The organism is Streptomyces sp. SAS_272 (assembly GCF_052543235.1).
The window spans coordinates 22,225-45,954 of the sequence record NZ_JBMNDR010000072.1; the positions used below are offsets into that span (position 1 = coordinate 22,225).

Annotated in this window: 24 protein-coding genes; 14 read left to right on the plus strand and 10 right to left on the minus strand. The window is 71.6% G+C overall.

The window, feature by feature from the left end:
- Nucleotides 1-5 precede the first annotated feature (5 nt).
- Nucleotides 6-1,619: a beta-N-acetylhexosaminidase gene (locus ACN6LD_RS31555; protein ID WP_445044993.1), complete on the minus strand. Its 1,614-nt coding sequence runs from the start codon at nt 1,617-1,619 to the stop codon at nt 6-8.
- A gap of 234 nt (nt 1,620-1,853) precedes the next feature.
- Here ACN6LD_RS31555 and ACN6LD_RS31560 point away from each other — a divergent pair, with 234 nt between their 5' ends.
- The 6 genes from ACN6LD_RS31560 to ACN6LD_RS31585 all read left to right on the plus strand — a co-directional run bounded on the left by ACN6LD_RS31560 (nt 1,854) and on the right by ACN6LD_RS31585 (nt 6,881).
- Nucleotides 1,854-2,408, plus strand: coding sequence for a 2-oxo-4-hydroxy-4-carboxy-5-ureidoimidazoline decarboxylase (locus ACN6LD_RS31560; protein WP_319192636.1), 555 nt, complete (start codon nt 1,854-1,856; stop codon nt 2,406-2,408).
- Nucleotides 2,409-2,672: 264 nt separating this feature from the next.
- On the plus strand, nt 2,673-3,053 hold the full coding sequence (sdhC, locus tag ACN6LD_RS31565) for a succinate dehydrogenase, cytochrome b556 subunit (protein ID WP_079041644.1): 381 nt from the start codon (nt 2,673-2,675) through the stop codon (nt 3,051-3,053).
- A 5-nt stretch (nt 3,054-3,058) separates the two neighbouring features.
- Nucleotides 3,059-3,541, plus strand: coding sequence for a succinate dehydrogenase hydrophobic membrane anchor subunit (locus tag ACN6LD_RS31570; protein ID WP_306949648.1), 483 nt, complete (start codon nt 3,059-3,061; stop codon nt 3,539-3,541).
- 19 nt (nt 3,542-3,560) lie between these two features.
- Nucleotides 3,561-5,315, plus strand: coding sequence for a succinate dehydrogenase flavoprotein subunit (gene sdhA / locus ACN6LD_RS31575; RefSeq protein WP_319192633.1), 1,755 nt, complete (start codon nt 3,561-3,563; stop codon nt 5,313-5,315).
- A complete protein-coding gene (locus tag ACN6LD_RS31580; protein ID WP_319192631.1) occupies nt 5,315-6,094 on the plus strand; it encodes a succinate dehydrogenase iron-sulfur subunit in 780 nt (259 codons plus the stop codon). The genes sdhA and ACN6LD_RS31580 overlap by 1 nt, the downstream gene beginning before the upstream one ends.
- Nucleotides 6,095-6,260: 166 nt before the next feature.
- Entirely contained in the window at nt 6,261-6,881 is a 621-nt protein-coding gene (locus ACN6LD_RS31585; protein ID WP_319192630.1) for a Uma2 family endonuclease, read from the plus strand.
- 7 nt (nt 6,882-6,888) lie between these two features.
- On the opposite strand, the gene ACN6LD_RS31590 is transcribed toward ACN6LD_RS31585, so the two are convergent.
- Nucleotides 6,889-7,326, minus strand: coding sequence for an SMI1/KNR4 family protein (locus ACN6LD_RS31590; RefSeq protein ID WP_319192628.1), 438 nt, complete (start codon nt 7,324-7,326; stop codon nt 6,889-6,891).
- 123 nt (nt 7,327-7,449) lie between these two features.
- Between ACN6LD_RS31590 and ACN6LD_RS31595 the strand changes: the two genes are divergently transcribed.
- The 4 genes from ACN6LD_RS31595 (at nt 7,450) to ACN6LD_RS31610 (ending at nt 9,717) form a co-directional block, all read left to right on the plus strand.
- The gene (locus tag ACN6LD_RS31595; RefSeq protein WP_445044985.1) at nt 7,450-7,857 is read left to right on the plus strand and encodes a VOC family protein; all 408 of its coding nucleotides are present in this window, start codon (nt 7,450-7,452) and stop codon (nt 7,855-7,857) included.
- 113 nt (nt 7,858-7,970) lie between these two features.
- Entirely contained in the window at nt 7,971-8,387 is a 417-nt protein-coding gene (locus ACN6LD_RS31600; RefSeq protein ID WP_057584560.1) for a hypothetical protein, read from the plus strand.
- Between the two features lie 5 nt (nt 8,388-8,392).
- Complete coding sequence (locus ACN6LD_RS31605; RefSeq protein WP_319192640.1) at nt 8,393-8,929, plus strand: thiol-disulfide oxidoreductase DCC family protein; 537 nt, start codon at nt 8,393-8,395, stop codon at nt 8,927-8,929.
- A gap of 11 nt (nt 8,930-8,940) precedes the next feature.
- The gene (locus ACN6LD_RS31610; RefSeq protein ID WP_319192625.1) at nt 8,941-9,717 is read left to right on the plus strand and encodes a TetR/AcrR family transcriptional regulator; all 777 of its coding nucleotides are present in this window, start codon (nt 8,941-8,943) and stop codon (nt 9,715-9,717) included.
- A gap of 1 nt (nt 9,718) precedes the next feature.
- Here the strand turns inward: ACN6LD_RS31610 and ACN6LD_RS31615 are convergent, their stop codons facing one another.
- On the minus strand, nt 9,719-12,118 hold the full coding sequence (locus ACN6LD_RS31615; protein WP_319192638.1) for an MMPL family transporter: 2,400 nt from the start codon (nt 12,116-12,118) through the stop codon (nt 9,719-9,721).
- Nucleotides 12,119-12,286: 168 nt separating this feature from the next.
- Here ACN6LD_RS31615 and ACN6LD_RS31620 point away from each other — a divergent pair, with 168 nt between their 5' ends.
- Entirely contained in the window at nt 12,287-12,976 is a 690-nt protein-coding gene (locus tag ACN6LD_RS31620) for a response regulator transcription factor (protein WP_319192623.1), read from the plus strand.
- Nucleotides 12,973-14,418, plus strand: a complete 1,446-nt coding sequence (locus tag ACN6LD_RS31625; protein WP_445044986.1) for an ATP-binding protein — start codon at nt 12,973-12,975, stop codon at nt 14,416-14,418. The genes ACN6LD_RS31620 and ACN6LD_RS31625 overlap by 4 nt, the downstream gene beginning before the upstream one ends.
- A gap of 90 nt (nt 14,419-14,508) precedes the next feature.
- Here the strand turns inward: ACN6LD_RS31625 and ACN6LD_RS31630 are convergent, their stop codons facing one another.
- The 4 genes from ACN6LD_RS31630 to ACN6LD_RS31645 all read right to left on the minus strand — a co-directional run bounded on the left by ACN6LD_RS31630 (nt 14,509) and on the right by ACN6LD_RS31645 (nt 18,579).
- Complete coding sequence (locus ACN6LD_RS31630) at nt 14,509-14,940, minus strand: ATP-binding protein (protein ID WP_445044987.1); 432 nt, start codon at nt 14,938-14,940, stop codon at nt 14,509-14,511.
- A gap of 120 nt (nt 14,941-15,060) precedes the next feature.
- Nucleotides 15,061-16,599: an ABC transporter substrate-binding protein gene (locus ACN6LD_RS31635; protein ID WP_319192618.1), complete on the minus strand. Its 1,539-nt coding sequence runs from the start codon at nt 16,597-16,599 to the stop codon at nt 15,061-15,063.
- Between the two features lie 265 nt (nt 16,600-16,864).
- Entirely contained in the window at nt 16,865-18,337 is a 1,473-nt protein-coding gene (locus tag ACN6LD_RS31640) for a metallophosphoesterase (RefSeq protein WP_445044988.1), read from the minus strand.
- A 2-nt stretch (nt 18,338-18,339) separates the two neighbouring features.
- Complete coding sequence (locus ACN6LD_RS31645) at nt 18,340-18,579, minus strand: SCO4848 family membrane protein (protein WP_319192614.1); 240 nt, start codon at nt 18,577-18,579, stop codon at nt 18,340-18,342.
- A gap of 91 nt (nt 18,580-18,670) precedes the next feature.
- On the opposite strand from ACN6LD_RS31645, the gene ACN6LD_RS31650 reads away from it, so the two are divergent.
- Nucleotides 18,671-20,041 carry a D-alanyl-D-alanine carboxypeptidase family protein gene (locus ACN6LD_RS31650; RefSeq protein WP_319192613.1) on the plus strand — a complete coding sequence of 457 codons (1,371 nt, stop codon included), beginning with the start codon at nt 18,671-18,673 and terminating at the stop codon, nt 20,039-20,041.
- Here the strand turns inward: ACN6LD_RS31650 and ACN6LD_RS31655 are convergent.
- Complete coding sequence (locus tag ACN6LD_RS31655; RefSeq protein ID WP_445044989.1) at nt 19,995-20,912, minus strand: YihY/virulence factor BrkB family protein; 918 nt, start codon at nt 20,910-20,912, stop codon at nt 19,995-19,997. The two genes, ACN6LD_RS31650 and ACN6LD_RS31655, sit on opposite strands and share 47 nt — an antisense overlap.
- A gap of 215 nt (nt 20,913-21,127) precedes the next feature.
- On the opposite strand from ACN6LD_RS31655, the gene ACN6LD_RS31660 reads away from it, so the two are divergent.
- Nucleotides 21,128-21,883, plus strand: coding sequence for a decaprenylphospho-beta-D-erythro-pentofuranosid-2-ulose 2-reductase (locus tag ACN6LD_RS31660; protein ID WP_319192609.1), 756 nt, complete (start codon nt 21,128-21,130; stop codon nt 21,881-21,883).
- 15 nt (nt 21,884-21,898) lie between these two features.
- Here the strand turns inward: ACN6LD_RS31660 and ACN6LD_RS31665 are convergent, their stop codons facing one another.
- Together ACN6LD_RS31665 and trpS are read right to left on the minus strand one after the other, a co-directional pair.
- Complete coding sequence (locus ACN6LD_RS31665) at nt 21,899-22,477, minus strand: 2'-5' RNA ligase family protein (RefSeq protein WP_445044990.1); 579 nt, start codon at nt 22,475-22,477, stop codon at nt 21,899-21,901.
- 176 nt (nt 22,478-22,653) lie between these two features.
- On the minus strand, nt 22,654-23,667 hold the full coding sequence (trpS, locus tag ACN6LD_RS31670; protein ID WP_319192607.1) for a tryptophan--tRNA ligase: 1,014 nt from the start codon (nt 23,665-23,667) through the stop codon (nt 22,654-22,656).
- Between the last annotated feature and the right edge of the window lie 63 nt (nt 23,668-23,730).

A 23,730-nucleotide genomic window follows, 5' to 3' on the forward strand; every position in this document is an offset into this window, starting at 1 on the left:
CGGCATCAGCCCAGCCTGTTCGCAAGGGACGTGAACTGCGACCAGGTCAGCGTCGGCGTCCGCGCGTCCCACAGTTTCTGCGCGGTGGCCCGCAGCGGCATCCGCACCCCCGCCGCGACCTGCGCCTGCGTCTGGGCGTTCGCGAGGTCGCACCAGACCGAGAGGGAGCCGCCGAGGATCTGGGCGTCGTACCTCGCGGCGACCGGGGTGGTGCCGCGCAGCACGCGCGGGGTCCACTGCTCGTAGATGCGCCGGCCGGTCGGGTAGGCGAAGTCGTTGGGCTCGCCGAGGACGTAGTAGAGGTACTCGTCGTTGTAGTTGAGCATCTTGCGCCCCGCGCTCAGGTACTCCGTCGGCGTCCGGGCGCCGATCTCCTTGCCCGTCCAGTAGGCGACCACCAGGTCGGAGGCCGGTTTCACCGACGTGCCGCGGAAGAACCCGTCGTTCCACGCCCGCATCGTCCGGTCGTGGGCGCGGACGGTGGCGGCACGGTCGTCGAGCCAGCCGGTGGCGAGGTCGGAGACGCGCGCCCCGGGGCCGTACCGGGCCCGCGCGGCCGAGGCCAGCTGCGGGTAGGAGGCGGCGGGGTCCGACACCGTCAGCGCCTGGTACTCGTCGCCGCCGAGATGCCAGTAGCCGCCGGGGAAGAGGCCGGCGTACTCGTTCAGCAGGTCGTCGAGGAGGTTCGCGGACGCCTTCTGGGAGATGTCGATCGCCCCTCGGGTGGCGACCCCCCGCGCGTTGCGCAGCTGCAGCTCGGGGTGTGCGGCCAGGACTGCGCCCAGGTGTCCCGGCGAGTCGATCTCGGGCACGACGGTGATGTGCCGCTGGGCCGCGAGCGCGACGATCTGCCTCACCTGGGCCTTGGTCAGGTGCTCCTGGGCGACGATCTCCGGATGCGTGTCGGACTGGATCCGGAACGCCTGGTCGTCGGAGAAGTGCAGGCCGAGCTGGTTGTACTTGAGGTCGCCGAGCTCGCGCACCCGGTCCTCGATCCAGCCGGCGCTGAAGTTCTTGCGCGCGATGTCCAGCGTGAACCCGCGCTGCGGCTTGGCCGGCTGGTCGCGCACGACGCCCTCGGGCGCCGTCCCGCCGCCGCGCACCTCCTGCTTGAGGGTTCGGGTGCCGTAGAAGACGCCGGCGTCCGAGGGTGCGCTGACGGTGACCCGTCCGCCGCGCACGGTCATGGTGTACGACTCCGGGTTCGCGCCGCGGTCGGCGTTGCGGGCGAGGCGCAGGTCGCCGGCGCGCGCGTCGCTGCGCACGCCCGCGTAGCTCAGTCCCAGCTCGCCGGCGACCAGACGCCCCTCGTCGGCGAGCCCGGCGTCGCCGACCACGACCCGGCGGCCGGCCGCGGGACGCCAGCCCGGGCCGCGGGCCGGAGTGTGGGAGCGGACGGCGGGGATGGTGCGGGGGGCGGTGGACAGGGGGTAGGCGCGGCTGGGGGTGGGGCTCGGGGACGGGGCGCGGGCCACGCCCCGGTCACCGGCGGAGGGGCCGTCGGCGACCTGCTGGGAGGCCGACCCGGCCGGCGTGCCGTCGTCGCCCGACGAGGCCCACAGCCCCGCTCCGACGCCGAGCACGGCGACCAGCCCGCCGGCCGTCAGTGCCCGTGTCACGACCTTCTGGTGCGGTTGCGTCTGCGGCGCCCGGCGCCGGTGCCTGTGCCTGCTCACTCGGCCAACCGTACGACCCGCGCGCGGGTCGGGCGCGCCGAAGTCCGCGCGAAGGGGTCCACGACACATTCTGAAACTCTCTCGTTCGAGTGAAATTCAGGCATCGGTCAGACACACTTCGACCGCTCTCGATAACGTGACGACACATCTTTCACTGCATCCCCTGCCACCACACACGTGACGCGAGGATCCACGCTGCCTGCGCACCGCCTTCCCCACCTCTCCGGCCGCCTCGCCATACCGGCGCAGACCCGGACATCGCCGGTGCCCCTGCTGCACGGCTTCAACACCGCGTCCGCCGACGAGGCCCGCCGTGTGCTGCTGACCTGCCTGCACAGCCCCCGCTGGGCCCGTCGCCTCGCCGACCACCGCCCCTATCCGACCGTGGACTCGCTGCTGGCGGCGTCCGACGAGGCGGCGTACGACCTGACGCCGGACGACCTGGCGGAGGCGCTGGCGGCGGAGACCCTGCCCGCACTGCCGGACGACGCGTACGAAGCCGCCCACATGGCGCTGAGCGCCGCCCACTCCGCCTACGAGGCCAGATTCGGCCACGTGTTCGTCATCTGCCTGGACGGACTGCCGCGGTCGGAGGCCCTGGACCACGTGCTGGAGGGAATCCGGTCACGGTTGGCGAACGATCCGGAGGACGAACGGGTGGTGGCGGCGGACGAGCTCCGCCGTCTGGCCAAGGGGCGGCTGGTCGGGGCCGTCAGGGGCGCCGGGCTGTAGCCGAGTTCCGGCGGCGGCCGCCGCGCGGCCGTGACCGGCCACCATGCGCCCGCGCCCGCACACTCGGCGCATAACGGCCGAGACCGCCCCAGATGCCGCCGGCGCTCACCCATACGCGTGCCACTTTGATCACACCGGTAGGCCCGGCGTAAGCCCTGCGCCGACGTCTCGCTACGATGCTGGGGGCCGGTGGACCGTACCCGGCCGGGCCCGTCCGACACCCAAGCCGGCAGGCCCCAATCCCCGCTCCCGGAGGGTTCTTCCGTGCCGGCTGGAACGCTGTACCGCGGCCGGGAAGGAATGTGGTCCTGGGTGGCTCATCGAGTCACCGGCGTCCTCATCTTCTTCTTCCTGTTCGTCCACGTGCTGGACACCGCCCTCGTGCGTGTCTCCCCCGAGGACTACGACAAGGTCGTAGCCACCTACAAGACCCCCATCGTCGCGCTGCTGGAGTACGGCCTCGTCGCCGCCATCCTCTTCCACGCGCTCAACGGCCTGCGCGTCATCGCCGTCGACTTCTGGTCGAAGGGCACGCGCTACCAGAAGCAGATGCTCTGGACCGTCGTGGGCCTGTGGCTCGTGCTGATGCTCGGGGCGGTCTACCCCGTCCTCGGACACGCCGCTCGTGAACTGTTCGGGAGCTGACACCCATGGCGACCACTGAATCCACCGCAGCCGGGATCGGCCCCGTCGAGGGCGGCTCCGGCTACGACGTCGACAACCCGGCGCCCTTCATCGAGGCCCCGCGCCGGCGCACCAAGAAGACCCCGAAGTCCACCCGGGGCAACTTCGAGATGGCCGCATGGCTGTTCATGCGCCTGTCGGGCGTCGTGCTGGTCGTGCTGGTCCTCGGCCACCTGCTGATCCAGCTGGTGCTGGACGGCGGCGTGTCGAAGATCGGCTTCGCGTTCGTGGCGGGCCGCTGGGCGTCCCCCTTCTGGCAGGTCTGGGACCTGCTGATGCTGTGGCTCGCGATGCTGCACGGGGCGAACGGCCTGCGCACGGTCATCAACGACTACGCGGAGCGCGCGAACACCCGGCTGTGGCTGAAGGGCCTGCTCTACACCGCCACGGTGTTCACCATCCTGCTGGGCACGCTGGTGATCTTCACCTTCGACCCGAACATCCGCTAGGCACGGGGTTGCGAGAATCATGAAGATCCACAAGTACGACACCGTCATCGTCGGCGCCGGCGGCGCCGGTATGCGCGCCGCCATCGAGTCGACCAAGCGCAGCCGCACCGCCGTGCTGACCAAGCTCTACCCCACCCGCTCCCACACGGGCGCCGCGCAGGGCGGCATGGCCGCCGCGCTGGCCAACGTGGAGGAGGACAACTGGGAGTGGCACACCTTCGACACGGTCAAGGGCGGTGACTACCTGGTCGACCAGGACGCCGCCGAGATCCTGGCGAAGGAGGCCATCGACTCGGTCCTCGACCTGGAGAAGATGGGCCTGCCGTTCAACCGCACCCCGAACGGCACGATCGACCAGCGCCGCTTCGGCGGTCACAGCCGCAACCACGGCGAGGCCCCGGTCCGCCGGTCCTGCTACGCGGCCGACCGCACCGGCCACATGATCCTTCAGACGCTGTACCAGAACTGCGTGAAGGAGGGCGTGGAGTTCTACAACGAGTTCTACGTCCTCGACCAGCTGATCACCGAGGTCGACGGCGTCAAGAAGTCCGCCGGCGTCGTGGCGTACGAGCTGGCCACCGGCGAGATCCACGTCTTCCAGGCGAAGGCCGTGATCTACGCCTCCGGCGGCTGCGGCAAGTTCTTCAAGGTGACGTCGAACGCGCACACGCTGACCGGTGACGGCCAGGCCGCCGTCTACCGGCGCGGGCTGCCGCTGGAGGACATGGAGTTCTTCCAGTTCCACCCGACCGGCATCTGGCGCATGGGCATCCTGCTGACGGAGGGCGCCCGCGGTGAGGGCGGCATCCTGCGCAACAAGGACGGCGAGCGCTTCATGGAGAAGTACGCGCCGGTCATGAAGGACCTCGCGTCCCGTGACGTCGTCTCCCGCTCCATCTACACCGAGATCCGCGAGGGCCGCGGCTGCGGTCCCGAGGGCGACCACGTCTACCTCGACCTCACCCACCTCCCGCCGGAGCAGCTGGACGCCAAGCTGCCCGACATCACGGAGTTCGCGCGCACCTACCTCGGCATCGAGCCCTACACGGACCCGATCCCGATCCAGCCGACCGCGCACTACGCCATGGGCGGCATCCCGACGAACGTCGAGGGCGAGGTCCTGCGCGACAACACGACGGTCGTCCCGGGCCTGTACGCGGCCGGCGAGGTCGCCTGTGTGTCGGTCCACGGCGCCAACCGTCTGGGCACGAACTCGCTGCTGGACATCAACGTGTTCGGCAAGCGGGCCGGCATCGCCGCCGCCGAGTACTCCCAGAAGGCGGACTTCGTCGAGCTGCCGGACAGCCCCGCGCAGCTGGTCGTCGACCAGGTGGAGCGGCTGCGCTCCTCCACGGGCACCGAGCGCGTGGCGGTCCTGCGCCGCGAGCTGCAGGAGACCATGGACGCGAACGTCATGGTGTTCCGCACCGAGCAGACGATCAAGACGGCGGTCGAGAAGATCGCCGAGCTGCGCGAGCGGTACCGGAACGTCTCGATCCAGGACAAGGGCAAGCGGTTCAACACGGACCTGCTGGAGGCCGTCGAGCTGGGCAACCTGCTCGACCTGGCCGAGGTCATGGCGGTGTCGGCGCTGGCCCGCAAGGAGTCCCGCGGCGGCCACTACCGCGAGGACTACCCGAACCGCGACGACGTCAACTTCATGCGCCACACCATGGCGTACCGCGAGGTGGGCGACGACGGCACCGAGACCGTCCGTCTCGACTACAAGCCGGTCGTCCAGACCCGCTACCAGCCGATGGAGCGTAAGTACTGATGGCTACCCCGACCCTCGACAAGGCGGACGCGGCCGGCGCCCCCGAGCCCGGCTTCGCCGACTCCCCGTACATCACCGTCACCTTCCGCATCCGCCGGTTCAACCCGGAGGTCTCGGCGGACGCGGTCTGGGACGACTTCCAGCTGGAGATCGACCCCAAGGAGCGCGTCCTCGACGGTCTGCACAAGATCAAGTGGGAGCTCGACGGCACGCTCACCTTCCGCCGTTCCTGCGCCCACGGCATCTGCGGCTCGGACGCGATGCGGATCAACGGCAAGAACCGTCTGGCGTGCAAGACGCTGATCAAGGACATCAACCCCGAGAAGCCGATCACGGTCGAGCCCATCAAGGGCCTGACGGTCCTGAAGGACCTGGTCGTCGACATGGAGCCGTTCTTCCAGGCGTTCCGGGACGTGATGCCCTTCCTGATCACGAAGGACACCAACGAGCCGACCCGGGAGCGTCTCCAGACGGCGGAGGACCGCGAGCGGTTCGACGACACGACGAAGTGCATCCTGTGCGCGGCCTGCACCTCGTCCTGCCCCGTGTTCTGGAACGACGGCCAGTACTTCGGCCCGGCGGCGATCGTCAACGCCCACCGCTTCATCTTCGACTCGCGTGACGAGGCCGGCGAGCAGCGGCTGGAGATCCTGAACGACAAGGACGGCGTGTGGCGCTGCCGCACCACGTTCAACTGCACGGACGCCTGCCCGCGTGGCATCGAGATCACGAAGGCGATCGCCGAGGTCAAGAAGGCCCTGATCACCCGCCGCTTCTGAGCTGCGTCGCGATACGTCCACGAGGGCCCCGTCTCCCGGTCTCGTCACCGGGGGCGGGGCCCTCGGGCGTTCGGACACCACGATCGGGTGCACTTGATCAAGAGGGACATCCGGGGGCGTCCGGCCTACGATGATGCTCTCGACACCAGCCCCAAGGAGGCACGCGATGTCCGCTGCATCCGTCGAGCAGCCCTACGCCGACGACGAGCCGTTCTCACTGACGGCCATCGCCGACGAGATCATGGAGCGCCATCCGGGCTACCGCGTCGAGATCATCGGAGGCTACCTCCTCGTGACACCGTCACCGGATGCCCCACACGCCCGCGCCCTGACCAAGCTCATGCGCCCCTTCATCGCAGCTGGGCTGGACGACGGGGAAACCGAGGTCCTCCAGAACATCGGCCTGTGGCTGCCGACCGGCGAGGAGGACTACGTCATCCCCGACCTGGTGATCGTCGACTCCGACATCGACGACCACTTCGTGCGGAACAACGCGTACGACCCGGCCTGCTTCCGCCTGGTCCTGGAGGTCACCTCCGGGACCTGGAAGGACGACATGAAGACCAAGGTCCCCGCGTACGCCGAGGCCATGATCCCCGTCTACGTCGTCGTCGACCGCAGGCATCAGCGGGTTCACGTCCTCACCGGACCGAAGAAGGGCGGCTACGACCACCACCGGTTCTACGCCCCGGGCCAGTCCTTCACTCTGCCCTACTCGATCGGCGCCGAGGTCACTCTGAGCGCGGCTGAGATCCTCGCGGCGGGTCGGCCGAGGACCAGCGACTGACCCTCCGTCACCACGACGTGTACCACTCCGGATCGTCGCCGAGCCGCCGGCGCAGGTAGTCCTCCAGGTCGTTCGCCGCCCAGCGGCGGCTGTCGTTCTCGTGGTCCCAGACGAAGACGTCCGGGCGCTGCGGTCTGACGACGCAGGCGAAGAGGTCGCCGCCGGCGCTCTCGCCGAAGAGCAGCAGCGGATCGAACGGCATGTAGAGGTCGCGGAAGTCGGCCGAGCTCCTGAACTCCAGATTGCGGCCCATCACTTCGCCGACCGGGCAGACGACGGCGAACCCGTCCTCGTCGTGCGCGCCGTCCGCGACCCGCCAGAAGTCCTTGAGGGCAGCCGGAAGAGGATGCCCCAGAACGGCCTCGGCCGCCCGCATTTCCTCCTCGCATCCGGGGCCGCCGAGTTTCACGTCGGCGCTGAGCGAGGAGACGAGATCGATCCACATGCGGCCATCTTTCACGGATCCCCACGGCGCACAAGCCGTTTCGGCCACCGCCTCTCCCCCGGCCGGGTGACCCCCCGGTCAAGCCCTCCCGTACGCCTTCGCCGTCGTACCTAGTGTGACCGCATGTCAGATGACGAGTCGTGCGACCTGCTCGGGTTCGACAACGTCCTGCTGCCCGTCGGGGACCTCGGTGAGGCCGTGGGGTTCTACGAGCGGGCCGGGTTCACGGTGGCGTTCCGGTTCGACGAGGGCGGGATCGCCCTGCTGAAGGTCGGGGGCGAGACGCCCGGGATCCTGCTGCGGCAGGAGGAGGCGCTGGGGCGCCGGCCGCCGCCGTGGCCGTCCCCTCGCGTGTGGCTGGAGGTGTCGGACGCCCGGGCCGCGGCCGGGCGGCTGACCGCGGCCGGCATCGCGCCCCTGGACGCGCCGTTCTCCGTGGCCACCGGCTGGACCGTCGAGGTCGCCGATCCGTGGGGCAACGTCCTGGGGTTCACGGACTACTCCAAGCGGCCGGAGCTGGGGCGGCGCTGAGGCGGCGTCGAGGCGGTCACGCCAGGTTCGAAACCCGAGTTGAACATGTTCAAAAACAGGGCTACAGTCATCCCTGACAGCGTTTTGAACGCGTTCAAGAAGGGGTGGGGAACATGGACCGCACGGTCATCGCCTACGTCGTCTACCTGATCGTCAGCATCGGGCTGACCGTCTGGGTGGCCAGGACCCTCAGTCGCAACGGGCGGGTCTTCCTCGCCGACGTGCTCCAGGGCGACGAGAAGCTCGCCGACGCCGTCAACCACCTGCTGGTGGTCGGGTTCTACCTGATCAACCTCGGGTTCGTCGCCCTGTACCTGAGCGGCGACGACACCATCGAGGACACCCGGGGCGTCTTCGAGGCCCTGTCGACCAAGCTGGGCGTGGTGCTGCTGGTGCTCGGCGCGATGCACCTGGGCAACGTGTACGTGCTCAACCGGATCCGGCGGCGCGGGATCATGGAGCGGGAGCAGCTGCCGCCCGTCGCCCCGCAGGGCTGGACCGCCCCGTCGGCGCCCGCGACCGGGGCGTGAGCACCGTGACGGCCGACCGGGCCGCGCAGGGCTCACCGGCCGCGCGGGCCGCCGCCGACCGGGACGCCCGTCGCGTCCCGGTCCGCCGGCTCACCGTCCTGCACGACGCCGAGTGCTCGCTGTGCGCCTTCCTGTGCGACTGGCTGCGCCGGCAGCCGCAGCTGGTGCCGCTGGAGTTCGTCCCGGCGGGGTCGGCGCAGGCGTGCGCCCGCTATCCCGGCCTCGACCACCGCGCCACCCTCGACGAGATCACCGTCGTCGGCGACGCGGGCCAGGTCTACCGGGGGGCCGCCGCCTGGATCGTCACCCTGTGGGCGTTGCGCGAGCACCGCCCGCTGTCCCACCGGCTGAGCACTCCGGCCGGGGCGAAGGTCGCGCGGGCCGCCGTGCTCGCCGCCGCCAGGTGGCGCCAGGGGCAGGAGCCGGCCGCCGGCTGGGGCGGGGGCGTGTACCGCCGCGGCGACGGCTGGTCCTACGACCCGCAGGTGGGCTGGCTCTACGACCCTCCGGCCTGTGCGGGCGGCGCCTGCGCCACTGACTAGGCTCTCCTTCCGTGTCCGCGAACAACGACGGTCCCGACGAGGCCGCTCCCCCGACCGGGTCCCCCGGTACCCCCGCGTCCAAGTCCGAGCAGACCCGTGCCCTGATCCTGGAGACGGCGATGCGGCTGTTCCAGGAACGCGGCTACGACAAGACGACGATGCGGGCCATCGCCAAGGAGGCCGGGGTCTCGGTCGGCAACGCGTACTACTACTTCGCCGGCAAGGAGCATCTGATCCAGGGCTTCTACGACCGGCTCGCCGCCGAGCACCGGGAGGCCGTCCGGGACGTCCTCGCGCGGGAGACGAGCCTGGAGGCCCGGCTGGCGGGGGTGCTGCGGGTGTGGCTGGAGGTGGCGGAGCCGTACCACGAGTTCGCCGTCCAGTTCTTCAAGAACGCCGCCGACCCGGACAGCCCGCTCAGCCCGTTCTCCGCCGAGTCGGAGCCCGCGCGCGTGCAGGCCATAGCCGTCCACCAGGAGGTGCTCGCGGGGTCGAAGGCGAAGGTGCCGGAGGAACTGCGGGAGGTGCTGCCCGAGCTGATGTGGCTCTCGCAGATGGGCCTCGTCATGTACTGGATCTACGACCGCACGGAGGGCCGCGAGCGCAGCTACCGGCTGGCCGGGCGGGGTGCGCGCCTCACCGCGCGGGGGGTGTCGCTGGCCCGGTTCCGGGTGCTGCGACCGCTCGTCCTGGAGGTGCACGACCTGTTCACGGACTTCCTGCCCGGGATGTCCAACGCCCTGCCGGACCCGGCGAAGAAGAACCCGCCGGGCCCGGACGAGGCGTGAGTCAGCCGACCTCCGCCCCCTCCTCCAGCTCCACGTCGTACACCAGGGGCTCCCCGGCGACCGTCAGCTGCCGGGTGCGCTTCAGCAGCGGCGGCTCGGCCGTCGTCACCAGCAGATAGGTCCCGGCGGCGGGGGCCGAGAGGATGTACGAGCCGTCGGCGAGCGAGGTCACCCGGTCGCGTTCCGCCCCGTCCCGCGTCAGCAGGGCGACCGTCGCGCCCCCGACCGGGTCGCCGGCCGTGTCGCGGACGAAGCCGTGGACGACCGTGGCCGCGCCGGCGCCCGCCGCGGCCTGCTCCGAGGCCTCCTCCTTCGGCTCGACCGCGAGATGCGGCAGCCGCTTCTCCAGCCACCCGGGCAGCCACCAGTTGGAGTTGCCCAGCAGGTGCATCGCCGCCGGCACGAGGGCCGTGCGCAAGATGAACGCGTCCAGCGCGACCGCCGCCGCGAGGCCGACGCCCGCCATCGCCGCGCCCGAGTCGCCGCTGAGCACGAAGGCGAGGAAGACGCACACCATGATGAGGGCGGCGGAGTTGATGACCCGGCTGGTCTCCGCGAGGCCCACCCGGACGGCGCGGGCGTTGTCCCTGGTGTGCACCCATTCCTCGTGCATCCGGCTGACCAGGAAGACCTGGTAGTCCATCGACAGGCCGAACAGCAGGGACAGCATGATGACCGGCAGGAAGGCGTTGATCGGCCCCTCCTTGCCGAGGCCGAGCAGGTCCAGGCCCCAGCCCCACTGGAAGACCGCGACGAGGACGCCGAACGAGGCGGCGGCCGCGACCAGGTTCATCACGGCGGCCGTCAGCGGCACGACCAGCGACCGGAAGGCGACGAGCAGCAGCAGGAAGCCGAGACCGATGATGGTGGCGATGAAGAGGGGCAGCCGGTCGCCGGTGACCGTCGCGAAGTCCTTGGAGACGGCCGTCACCCCGCCCACGTGCGCCTCGGCCCCGGACGCGGGGATCACGTCGTCGCGCAGCCGGTCGATCAGCGTGTCGGTCTGCTCTGACTGCGGCGAGGTCGTGGGCACCACCTGGATGACCGTGACCCCGGCCGCCGGCGGCAGCGCGGCGACCTGGGCGACGCCGGGCGTCTTCTCGATGCCCCGGGCCAGCGCGGTGGCGTCGCCGCCGTCCACGACCACCTGGAGGGGGCCGTTGAAGCCCGGCCCGAAGCCCTCGGCGAGCAGGTCGTAGGCCTGGCGGGTGGTCGTCGAGGCGTCGTCGTTGCCCTGGTCGGTGGCGCCGAGGCGCAGCGACAGCACGGGCAGCGCCAGGACGGCCATGACGACGAGGGCGAGCGCCGCGATCGTCCGGGGGCGGCGCTGCACGCCCGTCGACCAGCGGGCCGCCGGACTGCTCGCCTTCTCCGGCTCCGGGCCCGTCGCCGCCAGCATGCGCCGCTGCTTGCGGCTCAGCACGCGCACCCCGAGGAAGCCCAGCAGGGCGGGCAGCAGCGTCGTCGCGGCGAGGACGCTCAGGACCACCGTGAGAGAGGTGCCGATGACGACGCCGTCCAGGAAGCGCAGGTTCGTCACCAGCATCCCGGCGAGCGCGATGCACACCGTGCCGCCCGCGAACAGCACGGCCCGGCCGGAGGTGTTGAGGGCGACGACCGTCGACTCCTCGGGGTCCATTCCGCGCAGGACGCCCTTGCGGTGCCGGGTGACGATGAACAGGGCGTAGTCGATGCCGACGCCGAGCCCGATCAGCGAGGACAGCAGCGGGGCCAGGTCCGGGATGTCGGTGACGTGGCTGAGCAGCTGGGTCGAGAACAGGCCCATGCCGACGCCGAAGACCGCCACGGCGAGCGGCAGCAGCATCGCGTACAGCGAGCCGAAGGCCAGGAACAGGACCACCGCCGCCGCCGCGAGACCGACCATCTCGGCGAGGCCGGTGGGCGGCTCCTGCACCCGCTGGACGGCCTGGCCGCCCACCTCGACCTCCAGGCCGCCGCGCCCGGCGTCCCGCGCGGTGTCGACGACGTCCTGGACGAGTTCCTTGGGCACCGCGTTCGCCTGCTCGGTGAAGGTGATCTGGGCGTAGGCGATCCGCCCGTCGCCGCTGATCTGCGCCGCTCCCCCCGCGTAGGGGCCGGCGACCCCGCCGACGCCCTTCATCTTCGCGATGTCGTCGAGGACGGGCTGCATCCGGGACCGTACGTCCTGGTCCCGTACCGAGCCCTCGTCGACCTTCCAGACGACCGTGTCGGTGTCGCCCGCGCGTGCGGGGAACGCCTTCTCCATCAGGTCGTACGCCTTCTTGGAGTCCGTGTCGGGGAGGGAGAAGACGTTCGCGTAGTCCGTGCCCGCCGCCGAGGCCGAGAATCCCAGCCCGAACAGCGCCCCCACCCAGAGCAACAGGACCACCAGCCGGTGCCGATAGCACCAGCGCGCCAATGCCGCCACGCTCAAACTCCTTCTGCAGATCGTCGGTCGGTCCCCCAGGTCCTGGGCACCAGGATCGGCGGATGCGCGCCGGTGCGGACATGCGGACGGGCCGACTCTCAAGGAACTCCAAAGCGACAACCGGTCCCGGCGGCCCCGGGGCCCGCCGATACTGGGGGAATGACGACGGCTTGTGGAACCGTGCTGGTCGTGGAGGACGAACCGAGCATCGCGGACGTCCTCGCCATCGCCCTGCGCTATCACCGCTTCGAGGTCATGACCGCGGGCACGGTCCGTGAGGCCCTCGCCCTCGCCGACCGGACCAGGCCGGACGCGGCCCTCCTCGACGTGATGCTGCCGGACGGCGACGGGAGGGCGCTGGGGCGCGAACTGCGCGCCCGCAGGCCCGACCTGGCGCTGGTGTTCCTCACCGCGCGGGACGCGCCGGCCGAGATCGTCGGCGCCCTCGGCTTCGGCGACGACTACATCACCAAGCCGTTCGACATCGACGTGGTGGTCGCCCGGATCACGGCGGTCCTGCGGCGCACCCGGCCGGCCGACGTCCTGCCGCAGCGGCCGCCGCTGCGCTACGGCGACCTGGAGCTGGACGAGACGACGTACAGCGTGCACCGGGCGGGGCGCTCGGTCGAGCTCACCCCCACCGAGTACGCGCTGCTGCGCTTCCTGGTGCGCAACGGCGGCCGGATCGTGCCCAAGGAGCAACTCCTGCGCCACGTCTGGCAGTACGAGCACACCCCGCCGGAGTCGACCGTCGTCGAGACGTACATCAGCTATCTGCGGCGCAAGCTGGACCCCCTGGGGCCGCCGGTGATCACCACCCGGCGGGGCGTGGGATACGGGCTGGCGTGAGGCGGATCCGCCGGCACGGCGTCCACTCCCTGCGCGCCAAGCTGACGGCGGCGAGCGTCGGGCTGCTCGCGCTCGGCATCGTCGTGGCGACCGCCGTCAGCCTGATGGGGATGCGGCACTACCTGCTCGACCAGGTGGACACCGAACTGACCCATCTGCGCGACTCGCTCGGCGGTTCGCGGCTCACGCTGAGCCAGATCGACTCGCTGAGCGCGCTGAGCGTCGTCAGCGACCGCCTCGCGCCCCGGGGCGGCGACGCGCCTCCCGCGCCGGACTCGGTGTTCACCGCCGTCGACGGCCGGGGCGCCGCCCTCACCCTGTTCGGCGTCGAGCCCACCGACGCCCAGCGCGGTCTCGCCGACGCCGTACGGGACCCGGGCGCGCTGGCCGCCGCCGACGGCCCGAGCGACGTCACCGTGCACGGCGTCCCCTACCGGGCGACCGCGACCCGGCTCTCCGACGGTACGTACATCCTGCTGGCCACCTCCACCGAGGCGCTCCACAACGGCATAGCGAAGGCCCTCCGGCTGGACCTCGCCGTCGGCACGCTGCTGCTGGCGCTGCTCGCCTGTCTGACCCTGTTCAGCGTGCGGCGGCGGATGCGGCCGCTGGAGGACATGGTGGAGACCTCGTCGGCGATCGCCGAGGGGGACCTGACCCGGCGGGTGCCGTCCAGCCAGCACCCCGCCCACGAGGTCGAACAGCTGCGGCTGGCCCTGAACTCGATGCTCCACCAGGTGGAGACGGCGTACCGCACACGCGAGCGCAGCGCGGCCCAGCTGCGCCGTTTCGTGGCCGACGCCTCGCACGAGCTGCGCACCCCGCTCTCCGCGATCCGCGGCTATCTCCAGCTGTACGACCAGGGGATGCTGGTCGAGCCGGAGGAGCGCCGGCGGGCCTGGGACCGGATGAACGGCGAGGTGGACCGGATGGGCCGGCTGGTCGACGAGCTGCTCATGCTGGCCCGTCTCGACCAGCGGCCCGAGCTGCGGCTGCGCACGGTGGACGTGAGCCGTCTGGTGCGGGAGTCGGCGCAGGACCTGCGGGCGCAGCAGCCCGGCCGGCCGGTGACCGTCGAGGCCGAGGGGGCCGTGCTGCTGCGGGCCGACGAGTCGGGGCTGCGGCAGGTGCTGGGCAACCTCGTCGGCAACGTCCGCACGCACACGCCGGCCGGGGTGCCGGTACGGCTCGGCGTGGGGCGGGTGGACGGCGTCGTCCGGCTGTGGGTGGAGGACGAGGGGCCGGGGCTGGCCGCCGAGGACGCGGCGCGGGTCTTCGACCGCTTCTTCCGGGCCGGCGGCGGCGCGGGCAGCGGGCTGGGCCTGGCGATCGTGCAGGGCGTCGTCGGGGCCCACGGGGGCGAGGTGAGCGTGCGGACGGCGCCGGGTGAGGGCCTGGGAGTGACGGTGACGCTGCCGATCCGCCCGAAGACCTGCGGATAGCGGCGGCCGAGGACCGGGAGGACCGGCCGGAGGGGCCGCCGGCGGGGCTTCGGAGACAGGCTCCCGGGAGGCAGGGGGCTGCGGGCGGGGTCAGAGCGGGGCGGTGACCAGGGCCCAGACGGTCTTGCCGTGGCGGCCTCGGCTCCACACGCCCCACGCCGTGGCGATGTGCTCCACCAGGTGCAGTCCGCGGCCGTGTTCCTCCCACTCCCCCACCTGTCGCCGTCGGGGGGCATGCCGTCCCTCGTCGGAGACCTCTATCAGGCACGAGCCGTCGCCCAGGGCGGTCACCGCCACCTCGAACTCCCGCTCGCGCCCGGGTTCCGGCCGGCCCGGAGAGCGCGCGGGAGAGGCGTGGCGCACGACGTTGGTGGCCAGCTCGGACACGACGAGGACGGCGCCGGTCAGCGCGGGGTCGTCGGGGCGGTGTCCCCAGTCGACGAGATGGTCCCGAACCCGGCGCCGGGCGAGGCCGACGGACTCCGGATGCCGGGGCAGCCGGAAGGAGTTGCGTCTCGACACGTCCGCTCCTCCCCCGCACACACCTCCGTCGCACGGTGCCGTGCCGGGTGAGTGCCCGGTGTCACGGGGGCGTATGCCCGGCGCGTGGAATCAACCGCGCGCGCCGGGGCGCACGAACACTCAGATCCAGTCGAGCTTCCAGAGACGGAACACCCCGTTGCCGTCCGCCAGGTACTGGCCGCCGCCGACCTCCGAGGAGGTGACGACGTACTCCTTGCGCTGCCACAGCGGGATGACCGGCACGTCCTCGGCGATGACCTGCTGCAGGTCGCGGAAGTCGGCGGCGACCCGGCCGCGGTCGGCGAACTGCCGGCTCGCGGCGATGTACTCGTCGACGCCTCTGTCGCTGTAGCCGGTGTTCATGGTGGAGTCGGTGCCGACGAGCGGGGCCGCGAAGGTGTCCGGGTCAGGGTAGTCGGCGACCCAGCCGACGGCGTAGGCGTCGAGTCTGCCGGTGGCCCACCGCTTCTGGAAGTCGGTCCACTCGTACCCCTTGACGTCCACCTTGAACAGGCCGCCGGCCTCCAGTTGCCGCTTGATCTCCGCGGCCTCGGCCGCCGCCGTGCCGCTGCCCAGGCCGTAACCGTAGGTGAACTTCACCGGGATGCGGACGCCGGCCTTCTCCAGGAGCTTGCGCGCCTTCGCGGGGTCCTGGTCCGGGTAGCTGTCGAAGAAGGAGGTGGTGTGGCCGGTGATCCCGGTCGGGATGAGCGAGTACAGCGGCTCGACGGTCCCGTCGTACACGGTCGACGCGAGCTGCTCGCGGTCGATCAGCCAGGCCACCGCCTTGCGGACGTCGACGTCGTGCAGCGGCGAGCCGGAGCGGGTGTCGAAGTACAGGTTGCGGATGTCGGAGCTGTCGGCCTCGGTGACCCGCTGGCCGGGGTCGCTGGCGTTGAGGGCGGCGAGGACCGCGGGCGGCAGCTGGCGGGTGGCCGCCTCGACGTCCTTGGCCTTCCAGGCCTTCTCCAGCGCCTCCGGGTCGGAGTAGTAGCGCAGCTCGACGGGCGCGCCGGTGGAGACCGCGCCCCGGTAGCGCGAGTTGGGCGACAGCTCGACCTTCTTGCCCTTGGTGTACCCGGTGAGCGCGTAGGGGCCGGTGCCGTCGACGCCGTCGCCCGTGCGCAGGGCGTCGGCCGGATAGCGGGTGTGGTCGAGGATCGATCCGGCCCCGGTGGCCACCTTGAACGGGAAGGTGGCGTCCGGCGACGACAGATGGAAGGTGACGGTCAGACCCTTGGCGTCCACCGACTTCAGGGTGGAGAACAGGGACGCCGGACCGACATCCGAGTTGATCTTCTTGACCCGGTCGAAGGAGAACTTCACGTCCTCGGCCGTCACCTTGTCGCCGTCGGTGAAGGCGAGGTCGTCACGCAGTTCGCAGGTGTAGGTGAGCAGGCTGCCCTTGGCGAAGGAACAGCTCCTGGCCGCGTCCGGCACCGGCGAGACGCCGCCCGGCTGGTACGTCAGCAGCGACTGGAAGACGTTGCTGAAAAGCGCCCAGGACCCGGCGTCGTAGGCGCCCGCCGGGTCCAGCGAGGTGACGGTGTCCGTGGTGCCGACCGTGATGGCCGCGTCGCTCTTCCCTTTCGACGGCAGCAGCTGCCAGCCGCCCACTCCGATCACCGCGAGGACCAGCAGCGTCAGGAGAATCCGCATGCGAACAGAGCGCATGGTGGTGCCCTGCCTCCCCAGGCCGCCAGACGGGCCCAGTCCATAAAAAGTGCCGCTCCCCTTGGCGGCGGCCTCACCTAACCACAGGAGTTTCAGCTGGGGGAAGAGGTGTCCGGCGAGATGGGAAAGAACTTACCGACGCACTGTTTCGGCCGGGTTTCACAGCTCCTTCTCAGGTTCTCCGCAAGGGATGAGACGGGGCGTCAGGTCCCGGCCGGGCGGCCCGGCCGGGATCCGGGCGAGCCCCCCGTCAGGCGTGCCGGGAGGCCAGTTCGACGACGGTGATGTCGGACGGTGCGCCGACGCGCGTGGGCGGCCCCCAGGCGCCGGCGCCCCGGGACACGTACAGCTGGGTGTCGCCGTGGCGTTCCAGTCCCGCCACGGTGGGGTTCGCGGCGGCGGCCACGAAGTTGCCGGGCCACAGCTGGCCGCCGTGGGTGTGTCCGGAGAGCTGGAGGTCGACGCCGTGGCGCATCGCGTCGTGGATCTGGACCGGCTGGTGGGCGAGGAGCACGCAGGCCCGTGCGGTGTCGCGGCCGCCGAGGGCCCGGGTGAAGTCGGGGCCCTGTCCCTCGCTCTCGCCGGCGATGTCGTTGACGCCGGCGAGGTCGAACCAGCCGAGTTCGGTGCGCGCGTTCTCCAACGGGGTGAGGCCGAGCCGGCGCACCTCCTCGACCCAGCTCGCGGCGCCGGAGAAGTACTCGTGGTTGCCGGTGACGAAGTAGCTGCCGTGACGGGCCCTCAGCTGCGAGAGCGGGGCGGCCGCCGGCCCGAGGTCCTTGACGCTGCCGTCGACGAGGTCGCCGACGACCGCGATCAGGTCGGGCTGCGTCGCGTTGATCGTGTCCACGACCTTCTGCGCGAACCCCCGGCCCAGCACCGGGCCCAGGTGGATGTCGCTGACCACCGCGATCCGGTAACCGTGGGCGGCCCGAGGGAGCTTGGCGAGCGGAACGGTCACCCGCTTGACCCGGGGTCCGCGCAGCACGCCGTAAGTGCCGTAGCCGACCGTCCCCGCCGCGGCCGCGGCCGCGGCGCCGGCCACCACCCGGGAGACGAACAGGCGACGCGACGGCGAAGGCGTCCCGGAGCCCGGCCTCCCCGCCCCCGACTCCGACACCGGCTCCGCCACCGACTCCACAGACCGTTCGGACGCCGGCTGCCCGGACGCCGACTGCCGGGGGCCGGACCTCTCCGGCCCCGGCTGTCCGGGCTCGGACTTCGCCGACCCGGACTCGTCCGGATCCGGCTGCCCCTGGCCCGGCTTCCGCTCCCCCGGCTGCCCCTGACCCGGCGCGCCCGGTCCCGGGTTCTTCCCCGGGCCGGAGCGCTCGGCGGCGGACGCGCCCACCGGGACCGGGTCCGGCGGCGGGCCGGCGACGGACGTCCCGGCCGGGGCTCCAGCGCGCGCCCGCCTCTCCAGGCAGCGGCGCAGCAGCGGCCGAACCGCCTCGCCCGCGACGACGCCCAGCAGCAGGTAGACCGACAGGGCCAGCCAGAGGAAGCCCGGCCAGGCGAGGACCTGCTGGAGCAGGAAGGGAGCGCCGGCCCGCTCGGCGACCAGGGCGCCGACGGCCAGTACCCAGCCGCCCGCGATGAGCGCGGCGCCGCCGCGGCGGGCCCATCCGGGGCCGCGGGTGGTGTCGCGGAACAGCCGGCGCCACAGATACCAGTTGGCCGTGACCAGCACGGTCAGTGCGACGAGCGCGAAAACGATCACCATGGCTATGACGTCCGGCCGAGTGCGCGCAGACCACGCAACCCGATGGCCCCGACGACCGTCCCCAATACGAAGGACACGACGGCCAGCGTGAGATGCACCCAGAAGTACGCGGTGGGGTCGCCGTTCTCGAACGCGAGCCCGCTGCTGTCCTTGACCAGGTTCTTGACGAAAGTGACCCAGATGATCCAGCTCCACACCCCGAAGGCGAGCAGGAACCAGGAGAGGCGGCGGCTGAGCGTCATGCGTCCAGTATCGCCGCCCGGTGTCCTGTTCCGTGACCGGGGTGGGGAGGGGAGCGGGACTTCGCGTCGTGGGCCGGGTACGTTCTGCGTCGTGCCCGCACCCATGAAGCAGACCGTCAGGCGCTCCCTGCTGGTCACCTCCGCGACCCTCGCGGCCCTCGCGCTGACCGCGCCCGTCTCGCTCGCCGCGCCGATCCCGCCCCCGTCGGCGCCCCGTTCGCCCTCGGCGTCGCCGCCCGCCTCGGCTTCGGCCTCACCGTCCGCCGGGGCCTCGAAGGGGGCCTCGGCGTCCGCCGGTCCCTCGGTCACTCCCCCGGCGAAGATGTCGACCGTGGGCGGCGCCCGGCTCGGGCAGGCCGGCACCCAGGTGACGATCGCGGGCGGCGCGCCGGTGCTGCCGAAGGACCTCACGGCGCGGTCGTGGATCGTCGCGGACGCCGAGTCGGGCGATGTGCTCGCCTCGCACAACGCGCACTGGCGGCTGCCCCCGGCGAGCACGATGAAGATGCTGTTCGCCGACACCGTGCTGCCGCGTTTCCCCCGGGCCACCGTGCACAAGGTCGACCCGAAGGACCTGGCCGGCATCGGCTCGGGCTCCAGCCTCGTCGGCATAAAGGAGGGCGAGACGTACACGGTCCACGACCTGTGGCTCGGCGTCTTCCTGCGGTCGGGCAACGACGCCGTGCACGTCCTGTCCGCGATGAACGGCGGCGTCGCCGCCACGGTCGCCCAGATGAACGAGCACGCCGGCGAACTGCAGGCCCTCGACACCCACGTCGTCTCCCCGGACGGCTACGACGCGCCCGGGCAGGTCTCCTCGGCGTACGACCTGACGCTGTTCGCCCGTTCGGGCCTGCAGAAGAAGGACTTCCGGGAGTACTGCTCGACGGTGTCGGCCAAGTTCCCCGGTGAGACGACGAAGAACAAGAAGGGCAAGACCAGCCGCGGGACCTTCGAGATCCAGAACACCAACCGGCTGCTGAGCGGCGACTACGACATCTCCCAGTACCCGGGCATCGCCGGCGTCAAGAACGGCAACACCACCAACGCGGGCGCCACCTTCACCGGCGTCGCCGAGCGCAACGGCAAGGTGCTGCTCGTCACGGTCATGAACCCGGAGAAGTCCGACCACAACGAGGTCTACAAGGAGACCGCCGCCCTGTTCGACTGGGGGTTCCAGGCGGCCGGCAAGGTGACTCCGGTGGGCGAGCTGGTCGCGCCGAGGAACGCGGCGCAGCCGAGCGCCCAGCCCGGCGCGAACCCGTCCGCGGGGGCGGGGCAGGCGGGCGGCGCGGGGAACGCGTCGGCGAAGCCGGTGGCGGGCGCGGTGGCGGACGACGGCTCCGGCGGCATGTGGATCGCGCTGGCGATCACCGGCGGTCTGCTGGTGCTGCTCGCGGGCGGCGCGTGGCTGGTCAACCGGCGCTGGCCGCTGCCGGACCTGGTACGACGTCGTCGCTGACGTCGATGTCCCCGGGCTCGTCGGATGTACTGCCGGTCGCCGTCCAGGCCGCGCAGTACAGGACCAGTTTCGCGGTGAAGTTGATCCACAGCAGCAGGGCGATGGGCACGCCGAACGCGCCGTACATGCTCTTCGCGGCCACGCCCTGCATGTATCCGCTCAGCAGCAGCTTCAGCAGCTCGAAGCCGACGGCGCCGATGAACGCGGCGACGACGAGCCGGCGGCGGCCCGGTTCGACGCCCGGCAGCAGGGTGAGGACGTAGAGCAGCAGCAGGAAGTCGGCGAGGACGGCGACGGCGAACGCGGCGGACCGCAGCAGCACGCTGCCCCAGCCGGCCTGGTCGATGCCGAGCTCGTCCGTGATCCAGCCGACCAGCGCCGAGGCGACGGTGGAGATGGCGAGGGTGAGCAGCAGCGCGCCGCCGAGCCCGACGAGGACACCGGCGTCCTTCGCCTTGGCGAGGACCGGGTTCTCGTCCTTGTCGGGCAGCTCCCACACCGCGCGCAGGCAGTCCCGCATCTGCCCGACCCAGCCGATGCCGGTGAGCAGCAGGACGGCGCCGGCGATGGAGCCGACCGTGCCGGCGTTCTCGACCAGGCCGTTGATGTCGATCTGGTCGGAGATGCCGGGGACCTGGTCGGCGATCTTGTCCTGGAGTTCCTGCTGCCGGGACTCGCTCAGCGTGGCGGCGGCGACGGCTGCGGCCACGGTGAGCAGCGGGAAGAGCGCGACGAAGCTGACGAACGTCATCGCGGCGGCGAGCCGCGTCCACTTGACGCGGTCCAGGCGCTCGTACGACCGCCACGCGTGCGTGGCCATGAGACGCGCGACCGCCGGCCCGATCCCGGGCAGCTTGCTGAGCCAGTCCATGAGCCCACTCTGCCCTGCTCCCGCAGGATGACGCCGGGGAGAGGGGTACGAGTACGCCGACGCCACCGGAACTCCGGCAATATCGAGCCACATCCCATTAATCGCCCATTTCGGGGATGATCGTCACGTTTCACGACCAGTCGCCCGAGCAGGGGCGATACGGTCGCCGACATGCCTGCCGAGACCGTTCCCGGCACCGTCGCTCAGGAGCCCCTATGAAGGACGCCTCCGGCCTCCCCCAGTCCCTGCTCGTCCTCGGCGGCACGTCCGAGATCGCCCTGGCCACCGCGCGCCGGCTGATCGCCCGCCGCACCCGCACGGTCTGGCTGGCCGGGCGGCCGTCGCCGGCCCTGGAGTCGGCCGCCGCGAAGCTGCGGCTGCTGGGGGCGGACGTCCACACCGTGCCGTTCGACGCGCTGGACCCGGAGTCCCATGAGACCACCCTCGGGAAGGTCTTCGCCGAGGGCGACGTCGACCTGGTGCTGCTCGCCTTCGGCGTGCTCGGCGACCAGGCGAACGACGAGCGCGAGCCGGCGGCCGCGGTGCGCGTCGCGCAGACCAACTACACGGGGGCGGTGTCGGCCGGCCTGATCGCCGCGCAGGCCCTGCAGGCGCAGGGACACGGCTCGCTGGTCGTGTTCTCCTCGGTGGCCGCCGAGCGGGCCCGCCGCTCGAACTTCATCTACGGTTCCAGCAAGGCCGGCCTCGACGCCTTCGCCCAGGGTCTGGGCGACGCCCTGCACGGCACCGGCGTCCACGTCATGGTCGTCCGCCCCGGATTCGTGCGGACGGAGAAGACGGCCGGGCGGGAGGAGACGCCGCCGGCCACCACCCCGGAGGCGGTCGCCACGGCCGTCGAACTGGGACTGCGGCGCCGTTCGGAGACGGTCTGGGCGCCCGGGGTGCTGCGCGCGGTGATGTCCGCCCTGCGCCACCTGCCGCGGGGTCTGTTCCGGCGTCTGCCGCTCTGAGCCCGCCTGCCGGGCTCAGCGGGCCGGCAGGGAGCCCCGGTCGACGTGGGCGGCCTGCGGGGGCACCACCGTGCCGCCGAAGGGGTACTCGCGGAGCTTGCGCCAGACGCCGTCGGCGCCCTGTTCGGCGAGGGCGAAGCCGGTGCAGGGCCACTCGGCCTCGTAGCCGGCGAGCTCCTGGAAGGCACGGTCCATCGCCGCCTCGTCGATGCCGTGCGCGACGGTGACGTGCGGGTGGTACGGGAACTGCAGCTCACGCACGAGGGGCCCGGAGGCGTCCCGGATGCGCTGCTGGAGCCGGGCGCAGGTCTCCGAGCCCTGAACGACCCTCAGGTAGACCACCGGCGACAGCGGCCGGAAGGTCCCGGTGCCGGACAGCCGCATCGGGAAGGGGCGGCCGGCCGCCGCGACCTCGGTGAGGTGCGCCTCGACGGCCGGCAGCGCGCCCGCGTCGATCTCGGTCGGCGGCAGGAGCGTGACGTGGGTGGGGATGCCGTGAGCCGCGGCGTCGCCGAAGCCTGTGCGCCGCTCCTGGAGCAGGCTGCCGTGAGGCTCCGGGACCGCGATCGACACGCCGATCGTTACGGTCCCCACGTCTTCTCCTGTCGTCATGTCGTGATGGCGGGGTGTGGTGCCGGGTTCGTACTCAGTCGTACGGCTATCGACTGTACGACCACCGCTGTGCTCTGGGCAGGCGCAGACGAAGTGATGTGCAGCGCTCTGCCGCGAGGAACACGTGTGCGGTGCGCCCCGAGTGCTTCGAAGCGCCTTCAGTGCTTCGCGGGCAGGAAGCCCATCCGCTCGTACGTCCGGGACAGCGTCTCGGCGGCCACGGCGCGTGCCTTCTCGGCGCCCTTGGCCAGGATCGAGTCGAGCGTCTCGGGGTCGTCCAGGTACTGCTGGGTGCGGTCGCGGAACGGCGTCACGAAGTCGACGACGACGTCGGCGAGGTCCGTCTTGAGCGCGCCGTAGAGCTTGCCCTCGTAAGCGAGCTCCAGCTCGGGGACGCTGCGGCCGGTCAGCGTCGAGAGGATCGTGAGCAGGTTGCTGACGCCCGGCTTGTTCTCGGCGTCGTAGCGGATCACCGTGTCGGTGTCGGTGACCGCGCTGCGCACCTTCTTCGCGGTGGCCTTCGGCTCGTCGAGCAGGTTGATGAGGCCCTTGGGCGTGGACGCCGACTTGCTCATCTTGATCGACGGGTCCTGGAGGTCGTAGATCTTCGCGGTCTCGCGCAGGATGTACGGCTTCGGGATCGTGAACGTCTCGCCGTAGCGGCCGTTGAAGCGCTCGGCGAGGTCGCGGGTGAGCTCGATGTGCTGCCGCTGGTCCTCGCCCACCGGGACCTCGTGGGCCTGGTAGAGCAGGATGTCGGCGACCTGGAGGATCGGGTACGTGAAGAGGCCGACGCTCGCGCGGTCGGCGCCCTGCCGGGCGGACTTGTCCTTGAACTGCGTCATCCGGCTGGCCTCGCCGAAGCCGGTGAGGCAGTTCATGACCCAGGCGAGCTGCGCGTGCTCGGGGACGTGGCTCTGGACGAACAGCGTGCAGCGCTCGGGGTCGAGACCGGCCGCGAGGAGCTGGGCGGCGGCCAGCCGCGTGTTCGCGCCGAGCTCCTTCGGGTCCTGCGGGACCGTGATCGCGTGCAGGTCGACGACCATGTAGAAGGCGTCGTGGGACTCCTGCAGGGCCACCCACTGGCGGACGGCGCCGAGGTAGTTGCCGAGGTGGAACGAGCCTGCGGTGGGCTGGATTCCGGAGAGCACGCGGGGTCGGTCTGAGGCCATGCCTCTTATTGTCTCAGAGCGCGGGGACCGCCCGGAACGGGTCCCGGGGGGGGGGGGGGGGGG

Bases quoted from the DNA above. Each gene is read 5' to 3' on its own strand.
- ACN6LD_RS31570 (WP_306949648.1), top strand. From the start codon at position 3,059: ATGGCGACCACTGAATCCACCGCAGCCGGGATCGGCCCCGTCGAGGGC.
- sdhA (WP_319192633.1), top strand. From the start codon at position 3,561: ATGAAGATCCACAAGTACGACACCGTCATCGTCGGCGCCGGCGGCGCC.
- ACN6LD_RS31580 (WP_319192631.1), top strand. From the start codon at position 5,315: ATGGCTACCCCGACCCTCGACAAGGCGGACGCGGCCGGCGCCCCCGAG.
- ACN6LD_RS31585 (WP_319192630.1), top strand. From the start codon at position 6,261: ATGTCCGCTGCATCCGTCGAGCAGCCCTACGCCGACGACGAGCCGTTC.
- ACN6LD_RS31590 (WP_319192628.1), bottom strand. From the start codon at position 7,326: ATGTGGATCGATCTCGTCTCCTCGCTCAGCGCCGACGTGAAACTCGGC.
- ACN6LD_RS31595 (WP_445044985.1), top strand. From the start codon at position 7,450: ATGTCAGATGACGAGTCGTGCGACCTGCTCGGGTTCGACAACGTCCTG.
- ACN6LD_RS31600 (WP_057584560.1), top strand. From the start codon at position 7,971: ATGGACCGCACGGTCATCGCCTACGTCGTCTACCTGATCGTCAGCATC.
- ACN6LD_RS31620 (WP_319192623.1), top strand. From the start codon at position 12,287: ATGACGACGGCTTGTGGAACCGTGCTGGTCGTGGAGGACGAACCGAGC.
- ACN6LD_RS31635 (WP_319192618.1), bottom strand. From the start codon at position 16,599: ATGCGGATTCTCCTGACGCTGCTGGTCCTCGCGGTGATCGGAGTGGGC.
- ACN6LD_RS31640 (WP_445044988.1), bottom strand. From the start codon at position 18,337: ATGGTGATCGTTTTCGCGCTCGTCGCACTGACCGTGCTGGTCACGGCC.
- ACN6LD_RS31645 (WP_319192614.1), bottom strand. From the start codon at position 18,579: ATGACGCTCAGCCGCCGCCTCTCCTGGTTCCTGCTCGCCTTCGGGGTG.
- ACN6LD_RS31655 (WP_445044989.1), bottom strand. From the start codon at position 20,912: ATGGACTGGCTCAGCAAGCTGCCCGGGATCGGGCCGGCGGTCGCGCGT.
- ACN6LD_RS31660 (WP_319192609.1), top strand. From the start codon at position 21,128: ATGAAGGACGCCTCCGGCCTCCCCCAGTCCCTGCTCGTCCTCGGCGGC.
- trpS (WP_319192607.1), bottom strand. From the start codon at position 23,667: ATGGCCTCAGACCGACCCCGCGTGCTCTCCGGAATCCAGCCCACCGCA.